The sequence below is a fragment of the Roseibium aggregatum genome, assembly GCF_017309185.1.
In the GTDB taxonomy this organism is placed as follows: Bacteria; Pseudomonadota; Alphaproteobacteria; order Rhizobiales; family Stappiaceae; genus Roseibium; species Roseibium aggregatum_B.
Genome location: NZ_JAEKJZ010000001.1, coordinates 2,544,152 through 2,557,139 on the forward strand (window position 1 = coordinate 2,544,152; position 12,988 = coordinate 2,557,139).

The 12,988-nt window shown below is 56.9% G+C and carries 12 protein-coding genes; 4 read left to right on the forward strand and 8 right to left on the reverse strand.

Features of this window, described 5'->3' with window-relative positions; genetic code table 11:
- Positions 1-49: 49 nt before the first annotated feature.
- Together JF539_RS11050 and JF539_RS11055 are read right to left on the reverse strand one after the other, a co-directional pair.
- Positions 50-406 carry an AzlD domain-containing protein gene (locus JF539_RS11050; protein ID WP_207140441.1) on the reverse strand — a complete coding sequence of 119 codons (357 nt, stop codon included), beginning with the start codon at positions 404-406 and terminating at the stop codon, positions 50-52.
- Positions 403-1,167 (reverse strand): AzlC family ABC transporter permease, encoded by a 765-nt coding sequence (locus tag JF539_RS11055; RefSeq protein WP_207140442.1) that lies wholly within the window; start codon positions 1,165-1,167, stop codon positions 403-405. Before JF539_RS11055 ends, JF539_RS11050 begins: the two co-directional genes overlap by 4 nt.
- 226 nt (positions 1,168-1,393) lie before the next feature.
- On the opposite strand from JF539_RS11055, the gene JF539_RS11060 reads away from it, so the two are divergent.
- Positions 1,394-3,271 (forward strand): WG repeat-containing protein, encoded by a 1,878-nt coding sequence (locus tag JF539_RS11060; RefSeq protein ID WP_207140443.1) that lies wholly within the window; start codon positions 1,394-1,396, stop codon positions 3,269-3,271.
- A 15-nt stretch (positions 3,272-3,286) separates the two neighbouring features.
- Here the strand turns inward: JF539_RS11060 and JF539_RS11065 are convergent, their stop codons facing one another.
- Entirely contained in the window at positions 3,287-3,991 is a 705-nt protein-coding gene (locus tag JF539_RS11065) for an SDR family oxidoreductase (protein WP_207140444.1), read from the reverse strand.
- 194 nt (positions 3,992-4,185) lie between these two features.
- Between JF539_RS11065 and JF539_RS11070 the strand changes: the two genes are divergently transcribed.
- The gene (locus JF539_RS11070; protein WP_207140445.1) at positions 4,186-5,610 is read left to right on the forward strand and encodes a patatin-like phospholipase family protein; all 1,425 of its coding nucleotides are present in this window, start codon (positions 4,186-4,188) and stop codon (positions 5,608-5,610) included.
- Between the two features lie 80 nt (positions 5,611-5,690).
- Here JF539_RS11070 and clpA read toward each other — a convergent pair whose 3' ends face one another.
- The 3 genes from clpA to JF539_RS11085 all read right to left on the reverse strand — a co-directional run bounded on the left by clpA (position 5,691) and on the right by JF539_RS11085 (position 9,231).
- Positions 5,691-8,132: an ATP-dependent Clp protease ATP-binding subunit ClpA gene (gene clpA / locus JF539_RS11075; RefSeq protein WP_207140446.1), complete on the reverse strand. Its 2,442-nt coding sequence runs from the start codon at positions 8,130-8,132 to the stop codon at positions 5,691-5,693.
- A 12-nt stretch (positions 8,133-8,144) separates the two neighbouring features.
- A complete protein-coding gene (clpS, locus tag JF539_RS11080) occupies positions 8,145-8,477 on the reverse strand; it encodes an ATP-dependent Clp protease adapter ClpS (protein WP_207140447.1) in 333 nt (110 codons plus the stop codon).
- Between the two features lie 421 nt (positions 8,478-8,898).
- The gene (locus JF539_RS11085; RefSeq protein WP_207140448.1) at positions 8,899-9,231 is read right to left on the reverse strand and encodes a phasin family protein; all 333 of its coding nucleotides are present in this window, start codon (positions 9,229-9,231) and stop codon (positions 8,899-8,901) included.
- Here JF539_RS11085 and JF539_RS11090 point away from each other — a divergent pair.
- Positions 9,173-9,424, forward strand: a complete 252-nt coding sequence (locus JF539_RS11090; protein ID WP_207140951.1) for a hypothetical protein — start codon at positions 9,173-9,175, stop codon at positions 9,422-9,424. The genes JF539_RS11085 and JF539_RS11090 overlap by 59 nt on opposite strands.
- Before the next feature lie 422 nt (positions 9,425-9,846).
- Positions 9,847-11,469 carry a serine hydrolase gene (locus JF539_RS11095; RefSeq protein WP_419247669.1) on the forward strand — a complete coding sequence of 541 codons (1,623 nt, stop codon included), beginning with the start codon at positions 9,847-9,849 and terminating at the stop codon, positions 11,467-11,469.
- A gap of 17 nt (positions 11,470-11,486) precedes the next feature.
- Here JF539_RS11095 and JF539_RS11100 read toward each other — a convergent pair whose 3' ends face one another.
- Entirely contained in the window at positions 11,487-12,185 is a 699-nt protein-coding gene (locus JF539_RS11100) for a DnaJ domain-containing protein (RefSeq protein WP_207140449.1), read from the reverse strand.
- Positions 12,186-12,214: 29 nt separating this feature from the next.
- On the reverse strand, positions 12,215-12,952 hold the full coding sequence (locus JF539_RS11105; RefSeq protein ID WP_207140450.1) for a VWA domain-containing protein: 738 nt from the start codon (positions 12,950-12,952) through the stop codon (positions 12,215-12,217).
- Positions 12,953-12,988: the final 36 nt, after the last annotated feature.

Here is a 12,988-nt window from a genome sequence, read left to right on the forward strand (position 1 = left end):
CGAGCACCTGTCCGAAACGATAGCGCAACCTGTCCGTGTCCGCTACAGGTCAGAGCATCCAGGCCTCGGCATCGAGCAGCACCCACCCGCAGATGAGGAACGCCTCGCCGGCCAGAACGCCGGCGATAACTCTCTGCTTGGCGATCAGAAACATGGCAAAGCCGAAAGCCGCGGCCGCGAGACGCAACCACATCGGCGTTTCGGACAAGGTGCCTTGCGGAAACAGGATCAGCTTGGCGATCAGTCCTGCCACAAGCGCCGTCGCGACGCACCGGACCCAGATGAGAAGTTCGCCGTCTTCCCGCAACCTGCCGCCTGCGAACACACCGATCCAGCGCCAGACATCGGTTGCCAGCCAACCGGCAATCAGGATCATCGCGAGCGGCCACCACCATGTCTGCGTCATGACAACAGCCCCTTGCGCATGAACCGCGAGCCGACATAAGCGAGCGTTCCGCCGATGACACCCGTCAAGAGCAGATCAAGCCCGGGAAAATAGACGTAGAACACCGGCCCGAGAACAAGACCGACGGCCAAGGCGACCTTGTCGGCACCGAGCCGCGCCGCACCCCAGAGAGAACAGAGAAAATAGATCGGTGTCAGGAGGAACAACGCACCGGCCACAACCTGTGGAAGTTGCTCAACCAGAAGATAGGCAATGCCCGTTATGCAAAACACGAAACCCGTCAACGCCCCGCCGAACCCCAGAAAAAACGGCAGACGGGCTTCCCTGGGGAGCTCCGGCAGGTTCCTCATCGCAAAGACCCAGGCTGTCACGGCAACGAAATGGGAAGCGAGAAGAAGCTGCCAGGTCTTGGTCTTCCCCGGAACCTTGATGATCGGAAGAAGCGCCATGGTCATGGGCATGAGCCGGACGGACGCCAGAGCGACGGCGATGGCCGCCGGTATCATGCCCATGCCGGATTGCAGGGCGCCCGTCAGAACGACGATCGACGGCAGTGCCCAGACAAGTCCTGTCATGGCGAGGGTTTCTATAAGGGTCAGTCCGGTTTCCCGGGCAAGCCCCGCATAGCCGACAAAGGCGGCGCTCAGGATAAAGGCGGGTATGGAGATGGCAGAGAACGCGCCGCGCAGCACCCAGACCCTTGACGGGACCAATGGATCTAGCGGTGTTTTGGCGGATGCGGACCGGTCCGAAGCCGTCATGAAGCTGACTCATCTTTCGGCAGTTAGTAAGGTAGCCTTACCTTTTCGCAAAAATGCTGTCCAGTGCACCCAATGGAGGATTGGTACGCAGGCACATGGTGTCGGTCGACCAATCTCTTAAACTTCCCAAGATGTTGGGATCAGCAAGTTTTGCAACCGTTGACTGCATTAAAGCCGCATTTTCGAAGGATCAAGTTACAACCATACTTGATGCGGAGCAGTCCAGATGTCTCGCGAATTGTTCTTTTTCTCAGTCTTCCTCTTCTCATTTCTGCTTACGGGTTCGCTGAGCGTCGCTGACGCTACCACCTTTTCGTTCAAATGTGGCGGGGTGTTCAACCTTTGCGGATATGTCGACCGCAAATCGGGACAAACCTTGATCCCCTTCAAGTTCGAAGAAGCCTCCCCTTTCGCCGGCGGACTGGCGGCGGTCAAAAGCCACGGCAAATGGGGCTACATCGACAGCACGGGCTCGATGGTCATTAAGCCGCGCTTCGAACTTGCTGGTGCCTTCACGTCCGGACATGCGGAGGTCGTTCTGGATAATCAGGCAGGTGTCATCGACCGAAACGGTAAGCTCGTCGTCGAGACGCAATTCGCCCGCGCAATTCCGTTGACTGAAGACATTGTTCTTATAGCGGAGGGACAACGGCACCCCGAAGAAAGCTGGAGACTTGCGCCCTTCGAAAGCCTAAGCGACATCATTTTCAAAAGGCGATTTGGGCTTTACCGCATCAACCGGGGTTGGTTGTCGGAAAAACGCTACAAAATAAACTTCTTTGATAGGCCAAGCCAAGGCCTGTTTTGGGCCTCCGAAGCGGAAGGCAAAGATCCGCTCTTTGGCCTCCTAAGAGCGGACGGCACCTGGCAGGTTACACCTCGCTACACCAAGGTCCATAGGGTCATCGGCAACTTTGCCACGGTGCAAGGTTTTTCCGACGATGCCGAAGAAACGTCTTCCCAAACCCGGAAAAAGATGTCTGGAGCGGTAGATAAAAACGGCAGATTGGTCATTCCGCTGAAGTACGAGGGCCTGAGCTACTGGATGGGCGGCTATGGCCTTGCCCGCAAGTTTGGGGATAATCCCAAACTCGGCTTGGTAACACCAAAAGGAGAACTACTGACTGGCCGCTATTACGAGAATGTCGAACGATCGACTGACCGACGGTTGCCGCGCGTTCTTAAAAACGGAAGGTGGTACAGCGTCACTTCGGAAGGAAAACTGCTCGAAGACCAGCGAAACGGCCATGTTCACCTAAGTTGCCCGGACGGCCTCCAGATAATTGAAATAAATGGTTTCTTTTCCGTAGTTCATCCAAAACTGCCCCGTTTGATACGGTCAAAAAGAAGCGCGAAAAATTTACTTCTTACCAGCGACCATTGCAGGAATCCGTATCTGGTGTGGGCCGACAAAGGTCGGTACAAATTCGTGACGCAGGATGGAAAGATCCTGCCTGCAACCGGTTGGTATGACAATGTTTTCCAATTCCAAAGCGGAAGGGCGGTAGTCTCTTTTGAAGGGAAATGGGGTATTATCAGCGAAACCGGACTTTTCTTGGTTCCACCGGTGTACGACAAGCTCTCCCCACATTTGGGTAACAGCCATTGGTACACAGCCACTTCTCCGACCGAAAGATTGCTAAATGTATTCAAAGCCGAGCTAAACGGCAGACACTTCTGGATTGACTCACAAAACAACGAGATTTCAAAACCCAGCGGCCCGACCGGAGAAGAAGGCGAAGCGATCTTACGTTGCGGCGGTATTTTGAAACGTTTCGAAGAAGACGGTCTTTGGGGAATGAAAGACCGTGAGGACAATGTGTTTATAGAACCGAAATACCGGGCGCTAACATGTTACGAGCGTGGCATCGCCTGGGGCGCACTCGCCAACCAAAAACTCTGGTGCCCGATTGGTATAGACGGCAAGAGAACGTCGTTTCCAGCGTGCAAAAAGTTTGAGAATGTTGCACGCGTTATTGACACCCGCCCGGAAGAGCTTTCCAAGGATACCTTTGAAAGTGGTGTCTTGTGGCTCCGTGGGCTGCTTGACTATGCCCAGGGAAACCGAGCGGAACCACCTCGACTTGTTGGTATGACCTTCTGATGCAGCCTGTCGCTGTCAAACCGACCGCGTCAGCCCGCCATCGATCCTGATATTCTGCCCCGTGATATAGGCGGCCGCATCGCTGGCAAGATAGGAAACCAGACCGGCGACCTCGTCGGAGCGGCCATATCGGCCCATCGGAATGCGCGCCTTGCGGTCTTCTTTCTCAGGCAGACTGTCGATGAAGCCCGGCAGGATATTGTTCATGCGCACGTTCCGGTCCGCGAATTTGTCGGAGAACAGCTTCGTAAAGCTCGCCAGGCCGGCGCGGAAGACCCCGGAGGTCGGAAACATCGGATCCGGTTCGAATGTTGCGAAGGTGGAGATATTGAGGATGGTGCCACCGCCTTGCGCGGCCATCAAGGGAGCCACCAGACGGCTCGGGCGGATGACATTCATGAGATAGACATCCATGCCAAAATGCCAGTCCTCATCGCTGATATCCAGGATATCCCCTTTCGGCCCATGACCAGCCGAGTTCACAAGAACATCAATTCTTCCATAAACTTCTTGAGCTTTATCGACAAACGACTTCAAGTCGACGGATCTCAGATTGGAGCCGGTGAAACCCAGCCCGCCAAGCTCTTCCGCCAAGGCTTCCCCCTTTCCGGAAGACGACAGGATCGCAACCTTGAATCCGTCGGCGGCAAGCTGCCGAGCGGCCTCCGCCCCCATGCCGGACCCTCCGGCGGTAACCAGGGCAACCTTGGTATCCGTCATTCGATTTCTCCTCTGCACATCCAATCAAGCTAGGAAGCCTTCATCCGACACGCAAACAAATTTGCTGAATGAATTTCATCAAGGCCCGGAATGACTTCCATGGCAAACGCACCGGCAGGCATTTTTTTGAGCACCAAGAGGCGAGATTTTTGTTAATGTAAACCTCTAATTGTTTTTCTTTAGAGGATAGACTTATGCCTATTGGACTGGTTTTGGGCGGAGGCGCCCCGAATCTGCCGCTCATGAGCGGCGCCTTGCTGGCCCTGGACGAAGCGGGGCTCGAATACAAGGTCATATCGACAACCGGCGCCGGCATGCTGGCGGGACTGCTTTATGCCTCGCCGCAGAAATCGCGGCCGGACGATGACCTGATCGCCGCCCGCCGCGATGCACTCTTTCAAACCCAGTTCCTGGGCATCAACGACCTCATCTACAAGGTCATGCCCATCAACTACAAGATTTTCCAGAAGCCGGGTCCGGCCGCGGAATTGCTGGCTCCGGTTTTCAATGCCTGGTTCCTGCGCCCCTTCGAAAACGAAACACCCGCGCAGCAGTTTTTGCGGGACTGGACGGCGCTTGTGGCGGCAACGCTGATGCCATCCAACCTCACCCCCTTCAGCAAGGGCCTCTGCCAGGCGCCCTCCTGGATCGAAGCGATTGTCGATTTCGAACAGCTTGTCGAGAACCTTGGCGACACCCTCTTCCGGCTCACCGCCTACAGTGTCGAGGACAGGAAGGAAATCACCTTCAACCGGAACGAAATCACCATCGATCACACCAAGGCGGCCCTCGCGATGCCGCTGATCTACGAACCCTTCAAGCTTAAGTTGCCGGACGCGGACAAGCCGAAGACCTTCCTGGAGGGATCCGCGTTCAACCCACTCGAATTCAACCCGGGCGACGTCATGGTCGAAAACGATATCGACACCATCGTCTTCATGGACGTGCTCGGCTACCGGGAACTGATCGACGAACCTCGTGACCTGACCGATGCCTGGGTCCAGTCCATCATCGCCCCCCTCACCCGGCTTGCCGAAAACAGCCTGACCGAATTCAAGAACAGGCGGGAGATTCACGCCCACGAGCTGTTCCTGAGAGAAATGCAACAGGCAGCCGAAACGGCGGGGACGAAGACAACGGACTTCAAGAAAGGTTGCGACCTCATTCAGAGAAAGCGCGACCTCTACCAACTCGTCGATCTTCTGGGCAGCGCGGACGCGGATATGGCGGCCTTCGACAACCGCGCCCAGGCCTATCTGGACAAAACCAGCGACCCGGCATTCAAGGACCTTGTCGATCTCGCGATGGCGGAAGACCCGAGCTTTGCGAATGAGCGCGAATCCTATCTGAAAAACAGGGAAACGGAGATGGTCGGCAAGTCGGAAGGCTCCATCCACCGCAGCCGGACCGAACTCCTGCGCATGCCGTTCAGACAGCACATTCCAGAAGACCACTGGCCTCACGTGCTCGACTGGAGCAACTTCAATCTGACGGAACTCTTCGAGATCGGCCGGAAGACGGGAGAGGTATTCGTCAGAACCCACAAGAACAGGCTGGAAAACAGCATGGGAAAGCCTTTGGCTCCGGAACCTCAAAAGGAACTTGAAGCTGCGGAATGAAAGGCCTCCACTCCGGAATCGGAAAGCCCCGGATCGCTCCGGGGCTTTGACCTGTTTTTGCGGGGTCAAGCAGCGGACGTTCAGTCCGCCAGCGGCACCTTCGGGACAAGGCTTTTCTTGGGTGTGCCCCCCTTCCCGGGGGAAGCCTTGGCGTCCTTGGCCGCAGCGGCTCTTGAGGCCGGCTTGCGTTTGCGTTTCGGCTTGGGCTTTGCAACCGTCTTGGCCTTAGGTGGCGTTGCCCGTTCCTCGACGCTTTCAAGAAGCAGACCCTTGCCGTCCTCGGAAACCGAAACCTTGACCATGCCGCCCTTCTTCAGCTTGCCGAAGAGAACTTCATCGGCGAGCGGACGCTTGATGTGTTCCTGGATGATCCGGCCAAGCGGACGGGCGCCCATCTGGCTGTCGTAGCCCTTTGTCGCCAGCCATTTGACGGCATCGTCGGTCAGCTCGAAGGTCACATTCCGGTCCGCGAGCTGGACTTCCAGCTGCATGACGAATTTCTCGACCACCTTGTAGACGACCTCGATCGGCAGATTGCCGAACGGAATGATCGCATCGAGCCTGTTCCGGAATTCCGGCGTGAACAGCTTGTTGATCGCCTCGGCGTCGTCGCCCTCGCGCTTCACCCGGTTGAAGCCGACCGGCATTTTCGCCATGTCCGCCGCGCCCGCGTTCGTCGTCATGATCAGGATGACGTTTCGGAAATCGACCTGCTTGCCATTGTGATCGGTCAGCTTGCCATGGTCCATGACCTGCAGGAGGATATTGAAAAGATCGGGATGGGCCTTTTCGATTTCATCGAGCAACAGCACGCAATGCGGATGCTGATCGACACCGTCCGTCAGCAGACCGCCCTGATCGAAGCCGACATAGCCCGGGGGCGCACCGATCAGACGCGAAACCGTGTGCCGCTCCATGTACTCCGACATGTCGAAGCGGATGAGTTCGACACCCAGAGAGGATGCCAGCTGACGCGCCACCTCGGTCTTGCCGACGCCTGTGGGCCCGGAGAACAGATAGCTTCCGATCGGCTTGTCCGGCTCACGCAGGCCGGCTCGGGCAAGCTTGATCGCCGATGCAAGCGTGCTGATGGCGTCGTCCTGACCGTAGACCACCCGTTTCAGGTCGGTCCCGAGGTTTTCAAGCACCTCCGCATCGTCCTTGGAGACGGATTTGGGCGGAATACGCGCCATCGTCGCGATGGTATTCTCAATCTCCTTGACGCCGATGGTCTTCCGGCGCCGAGCCTCCGGAACCAGCATCTGCGAAGCGCCCGTCTCGTCCAGAACGTCAATGGCCTTGTCCGGCAGTTTCCGGTCGGAAATATATTTCGCCGACAATTCCACCGCTGTCTTGATGGCGTCGTTGGTATAGCGGACCTTGTGGAAGTCCTCGAAATAGGGTTTCAGGCCGCGCAGAATGTCGATGGCGTCCGGAATGGACGGTTCGTTCACATCGATCTTCTGGAAACGGCGAACCAGCGCGCGGTCCTTTTCGAAGAACTGCCGGTATTCCTTGTAAGTCGTCGAGCCGATGCAGCGGATCGCACCGGAGGCCAGCGCGGGTTTCAGCAGGTTCGAGGCATCCATCGCGCCGCCCGAGGTCGCGCCCGCGCCAATGACGGTGTGGATCTCGTCGATGAACATCACCGCGCCGGGGTAATCCTCGATTTCCTTGACCACTTGCTTCAAGCGCTCTTCGAAATCGCCGCGATAGCGGGTTCCGGCCAGCAACGACCCCATGTCCAGGGAGAAGATGGTCGCTTCCTTGAGCACGTCCGGAACGTCACCCTTGACGATCCGGTGCGCCAGGCCTTCGGCGATGGCTGTCTTGCCGACACCCGGATCGCCTACGAAAAGCGGGTTGTTCTTCGAGCGGCGGCACAGGATCTGGATCGTGCGCTGAATTTCGCTGTCGCGACCGATCAGCGGATCGATCTTTCCGCCCTTCGCCTTGTCGTTGAGATTGACGCAGTAGGCTTCGAGCGCGTCGGTCTTCTGGCTGGACTTCTTCTCGGCTTCCGCACCGGGCAGCACGTCTTCCTCTTCCGCCCCTTCGACGGGACGGGCTTCCGACATGCCGGGACGCTTTGCGATGCCATGCGAAATGTAGTTGACCGCATCGTAGCGGGTCATGTCCTGATCCTGAAGGAAATAGGCCGCATGGCTTTCCCTCTCGGCAAAGATCGCTACCAGGACGTTCGCACCGGTCACCTCTTCCCGCCCGGACGACTGGACGTGAATGACGGCGCGCTGAATGACACGCTGGAATCCGGCTGTGGGCTTTGAATCCTCGTCACTGTCGGTGACCAGATTGTCGAGCTCCGTCTCGATATATTCCAGAAGGTTTCGCCGGATCGTGTCCAGGTCCACGTTGCAGGCCCGCATGACAGCCGCGGCATCCTGATCGTCCAGCAATGCAAGAAGCAGATGCTCGAGAGTCGCGTACTCCTGTTGCCGCTCGTTTGCGAAGGCGAGGGCCTGGTGAAGAGCTTTTTCAAGACTGCGTGAGAAAGAAGGCACGTGCGTTTGTCCTCACTTTTTTTCCATGACGCATTGCAGAGGATGCTGATGCTTGCGGGCAAAGTCCATCACCTGGGTCACCTTGGTCTCCGCGACTTCGTAGGAGTAGATCCCACATTCCCCGACACCGTGATGATGGACATGCAACATTATACGGGTCGCTTCTTCCCTATTCTTCTGGAAGAAGTTCTCCACAACATGGATGACGAACTCCATCGGAGTGTAGTCATCGTTTAGAAGCAGCACGCGATAGAGGTTTGGCCGCTTCGTAACTGTTTTGGTTCTGGTAACAACAACCGTACCGGTGTCGCCACCGTCATTGTCATAGTCAGAGCCTGCCGACATTACTGTTTCTTACGCCTCTATCGTTCCGGACGCGCTCAACTCCCGCGCCGTGGATTGCCCAGCACTGCAGATCACCCTACTCAGTGAAACTGGTCCGGGGCTCTCTCCGGCATCGCCCATGGCCCGCCGGATGAAAGACTTGTCTGGTAATCCTGCCGCGCGAGCCGCATTCGTGCAATGGTCGATTTCATCAAGTACCCTGGGGACCCGCATTTTTCGCAAACGGGCCCACCGTTACGAATGAATGTAGGTGTCTTAAAAGCGAAATAAAGATGGGCAGACGGCGCGGGATGGCACAGGTCACGAGTCGAAACCTGAAAACCCCAGGTTTCTGGGCATAACTTTCGAAAACAAAAAAACCCGGCCTCGATGAGCCGGGTTTCATGTCCTGATGCCGTCATGCGGCAATCGAAAACGGAATTTACTTCGCCATTTTGCCCAAAACGCCTTCGTAAGGCTTGTAGGCATCCTTGGACATGTCGGTGACCATTTCACCCAATTTGGTCATCTCACCGACAAAACCTTCGTAAGCGGTCTTGACGTAGTCAGCCTGAGCCTCGAATGCCTTGTCCAGGGATTTGGACGCAACCAGCTTCTCGACCGCTGCCGTGCCTTCTTCGAAGGATTTTTTCTGGTAATCGGCGACTTCTGCAGCGATCGCCTGAAAACCCTTGCTCATGGTCCCGAAGGACGCCATGGCCATATCCATGTTGTCTTTGCTCAACTTCTGCATTTCTTCAAAGTTGCTCATCATTTTCCTGCCCTTTTCCGGCGAACCGGAAGCCACGGACGAACCCGACTGGCTGACCGGTGCGCGCATCGCGTTACCTACGGGAAATCTGATAATGCACTGCACAATCGAAGTCAAGGTTTTTTTGCACCGCAAAAACAACCTGAGCGAGAAATATCGAACAACCCGACATGGACAGGTTCGACACCATACGTGAAAAAGGCTTTCGCGCGCCAGAGTATAGACAGAAACAACCTCAAACAATCGCGCCGGACAACAGAACAAAAAACAATATAAGCATGAATTTTTCTCATAGAACAAAACTTTTAACAAATTAAGATTCGAAAAACTACATTTGAAAAGAAAATAAAGCGGCAGAAAACAGAATTAACAAACGATTAACTCTAACGGAAGTGAAAATTTTAAAGTGTTTTTTGGCCGGACTATTTACACATTCGTAACCGTAATTCCCTCAAATAATCCGTACAGAAAGAACGCGGCACCGATTCAAAACGGGGGTTCAGGAATTCGGTCCGCGAAAGTCAGAACACTTATCACGTGACCCGAATTGGGATAGTAACTGTGTTTGGTATGCGTCTTCTCCGCAAAATAAAGGCTCTGCTCGGAACTGGCAGGGCATTGGGTCTCGGCCTCCTCCTCGTAAGCTTGAGTATTCCGGCAACGGCTCTCGCCAACTCCAAGTATGCCGGAATTGTCATAGACGCGAAGACCGGCAAGACCCTCTACTCGTCTTCAGCGGACGCCTACCGGTACCCGGCATCTCTGACCAAGATCATGACCCTTTACGTGGTCTTTGAAGAACTCGAGGCGGGCCGCCTGTCACTGAACAGCGCCTTGACCGTGTCGAAATACGCCTCCGGCCGGCCGCCGACCAAACTTGGTTTGAAGCCAGGTCAAACCATCAAGGTCAAGGACGCCATCCTCGGACTGGTGACGAAATCCGCCAATGACGCATCCACCGTTATCGCAGAAAACATCAGCGGATCCGAGGCAAGGTTCGCGGAGCGCATGACACGCACGGCCCGCAGCCTTGGCATGTCGAAAACCACATTCCGGAACCCGCACGGCCTGCCCGATAGCCGTCAGCGGACCACGGCCCGGGACATGGCGACGCTTGGAAGGGCTATTCAGGAGCACTTTCCGCAATACTACGGTTACTTCAAAACCCGCGCCTACAAGTACAAGGGACGCACCTATGCGAACCACAACAAGCTTCTCGGTCGGGTCAAGGGCGTTGACGGGATCAAGACCGGTTACACGCGCGCGTCGGGTTTCAACCTCGTCTCCTCCGTCAAACGCAACGGCCGGCACATCGTCGCCGTCGTCATGGGCGGGCGAACAGGCTCCTCCCGCGATGCCCAGATGGTAAAGCTGATCAAGGGCTACCTGCCCAAGGCCAGCCGTGGCGCAAGAACCGCCCCGGCCATTGCAAAACGGGGTGCGCAACCAAGCTTCCAGGCAGCCAAACTGGATACGGTACCTTTGCCCACTGCAAAACCGCAGACCGGAAAGTCGACAGGAGCTCCGATGGTGCTCGCCCTCACCGCTCCCGCCCCGGTATCCGTCGTTCCTGCGCCGCCGCCCGTCCCCGGTTTCGGTGACGCGGTGCCGGTTCCGCCGAAGATGGTCAAGCAGCGCTTTGACGCCGCCTTTGCCGTCGCGACGTCGCTTCCACCGATACCGCCACAAAGTCCAGGCGCTTCCTTCACCACCAACTCCATCAGCAGGGCCGAGTTGCTGCAAGCCGCGAAGAAGGAAGTTTCAGGAACCGGAAAAGGCCAGCCCGCATCGGTGCAACCCGCCCGAACCGTAAAAGTCGAAACAATCAGAATCGACCCCGTTCCGGTGACAGTCGTCAAGGCGGACAACGTGGCCGGCGCGACCAAGGTCGCCAGCACTGCTCCTGTCTCCGTCAGCGCCGAACAGGCCGCCACGGAAATCGAGGACAAGGACGACACGGTAACGGTCGCCACCAGCGATACCCAGGAGGCAGATCCGGGCTGGCAGGTGCAGATCGCAGCGACGGAAACGGAAAACCAGGCCATCGAAATGCTGAAAAACGCCAAGGCCAGAGCCGGCTCAGCGCTTAGGGGCCGCAAACCTTACACAGAACCCGTGGAATCCGGCGGCCAGACGCTCTACAGAGCCCGCTTTGTCGGCTTCGACACGAAATCCGCAGCATGGAAAGCCTGTTCTTCCCTGAAGAAGGCCAAATATGCTTGCTTCGCCATCTATCAGTAACCGCGTAACGGATGCCGTCAATGTCCTCTGAGAAGCGTGTCTTTAGCCTCGTTGATTTTCGCCGCGAGGAAACTGGATCCACCCTGGTCGGGATGGACTCGCATCATAAGCCGTCGGTGCGCGGCTCGAATTTCCGCGTCCCCGGCATCGGGAGAAAGCCCCAGGATCTGGTAGGCCTCCTCATCTGTCATGGGGCCCGCGCCCGCCGCGCTTCCCTGCCGCTCTGTTCCATCCGACTGGAAGTGTTCACGCCATCCGGCAAGCCGGCGGTCGAGATAAGCTTCGACTAACTTGCGGCTCTGCTCGTCCTGCGCCGTTTCCTGCCAGAAGGCATGCAGGTCCTGCTCATTCAGATCGTCAAGGCCGCGGCCGTGAAAGCCGCCGGCCAGGATCGTGCCGGTCATGGTTCCGGTGTCGTGATCCAGCTCCATTTCAATCATCGCCGTGCGCACCCGCGACCTTTGCCCAGACGCCTTGTTCGGTTTGTAACCGCCGCCCAGCCCGGCGAGACCAAGCACCGACAGACCCAGGCCGAAGAGCGGAACCGCAAAACCAATCCTGCCGGTAAAAGCGAAAATCGCGGCCAGCAGAACAAGAAATATGCCGCCATAGATTTTGAGGCTTTTGGCCAGGGCAGCGGTGTTCGCCTGCACAAAACTCTGTCCTACAACCAGCAGAGCAACGAGAAGAACCGTTCCGATAACCAGATAAAGCATTGCGTCTTTCTTAGCCGACGGCAATTTCGTCAGCGTTTAAGTTGTTCCAGCAGCCTCCGGGCGCCCTGCCCTCCCTGCTTTCCGAGTTTCTCAAGCGCGGCCCGTCCACCGCTGGCAAAAATGGCCACGGCCTTCAGCAGGTCCGCCAACTGCTTGGCGGAGCCCGCATCGAAGGGACAATAAGCGCCACCGGTCAGCCTGGCCATCTCCCGGAAGGCCCTCTCGGCGACGCCATCGCGTCCCTCTTGAAACAGAAACATCGGCACACCGAGCATTCCCAACTGACCTGCCCTGTCACACAGAAGATCGACATCCTCCTCCATGCAGTCGCCGACGTAGACCAGGGCCGCAATGTTTTCCTTTTCGGCAGCGGAAAGAGCGGCGGAAAGAACTTTGCGAATTTGCGTACGCCCCCCCTGGCAGTAAATCCTGCTCATGGCGTGTGCAAGCTCTTCCCCCCGCTCGAACCAGCGCGAGGCCCTGCATTCGCCAAATCCACGGAAATAGACAAGCTTGATATTCAAGCCACCGATCTTGCCGGCCTCCTGGAACATTTCTGCCTGGATATGACAGGCTTGATCCCAGGTCGGTTGCCGGCTCATGGTTGCATCCAGCGCGAAGATCAGACGACCGCCACAGTCCCCCGCCGGCTGGAGACCCTTGGCCTTGTCGAGAAAAGCCGAGATTTCCGTATCGGCGGATCGGAGCGAACCTGTTTCCGTCCGGGTGGCAATCGCCTCTTTTCCGCTTTCGCCCGTTTTGGTCATTTCCTCCGGTCCCGGTCCCTGCTTCCAAAACCTGAA

Coding starts and splice junctions, on each gene's coding strand:
- JF539_RS11085 (WP_207140448.1), bottom strand. CDS start 9,231: ATGATGAGCAACTTTGAAGAAATGCAGAAGTTGAGCAAAGACAACATG.
- JF539_RS11100 (WP_207140449.1), bottom strand. CDS start 12,185: ATGCTTTATCTGGTTATCGGAACGGTTCTTCTCGTTGCTCTGCTGGTT.
- JF539_RS11050 (WP_207140441.1), bottom strand. CDS start 406: ATGACGCAGACATGGTGGTGGCCGCTCGCGATGATCCTGATTGCCGGT.
- JF539_RS11070 (WP_207140445.1), top strand. CDS start 4,186: ATGCCTATTGGACTGGTTTTGGGCGGAGGCGCCCCGAATCTGCCGCTC.
- JF539_RS11055 (WP_207140442.1), bottom strand. CDS start 1,167: ATGACGGCTTCGGACCGGTCCGCATCCGCCAAAACACCGCTAGATCCA.
- JF539_RS11065 (WP_207140444.1), bottom strand. CDS start 3,991: ATGACGGATACCAAGGTTGCCCTGGTTACCGCCGGAGGGTCCGGCATG.
- JF539_RS11090 (WP_207140951.1), top strand. CDS start 9,173: ATGGCCATATCCATGTTGTCTTTGCTCAACTTCTGCATTTCTTCAAAG.
- JF539_RS11060 (WP_207140443.1), top strand. CDS start 1,394: ATGTCTCGCGAATTGTTCTTTTTCTCAGTCTTCCTCTTCTCATTTCTG.
- JF539_RS11105 (WP_207140450.1), bottom strand. CDS start 12,952: ATGACCAAAACGGGCGAAAGCGGAAAAGAGGCGATTGCCACCCGGACG.
- clpS (WP_207140447.1), bottom strand. CDS start 8,477: ATGTCGGCAGGCTCTGACTATGACAATGACGGTGGCGACACCGGTACG.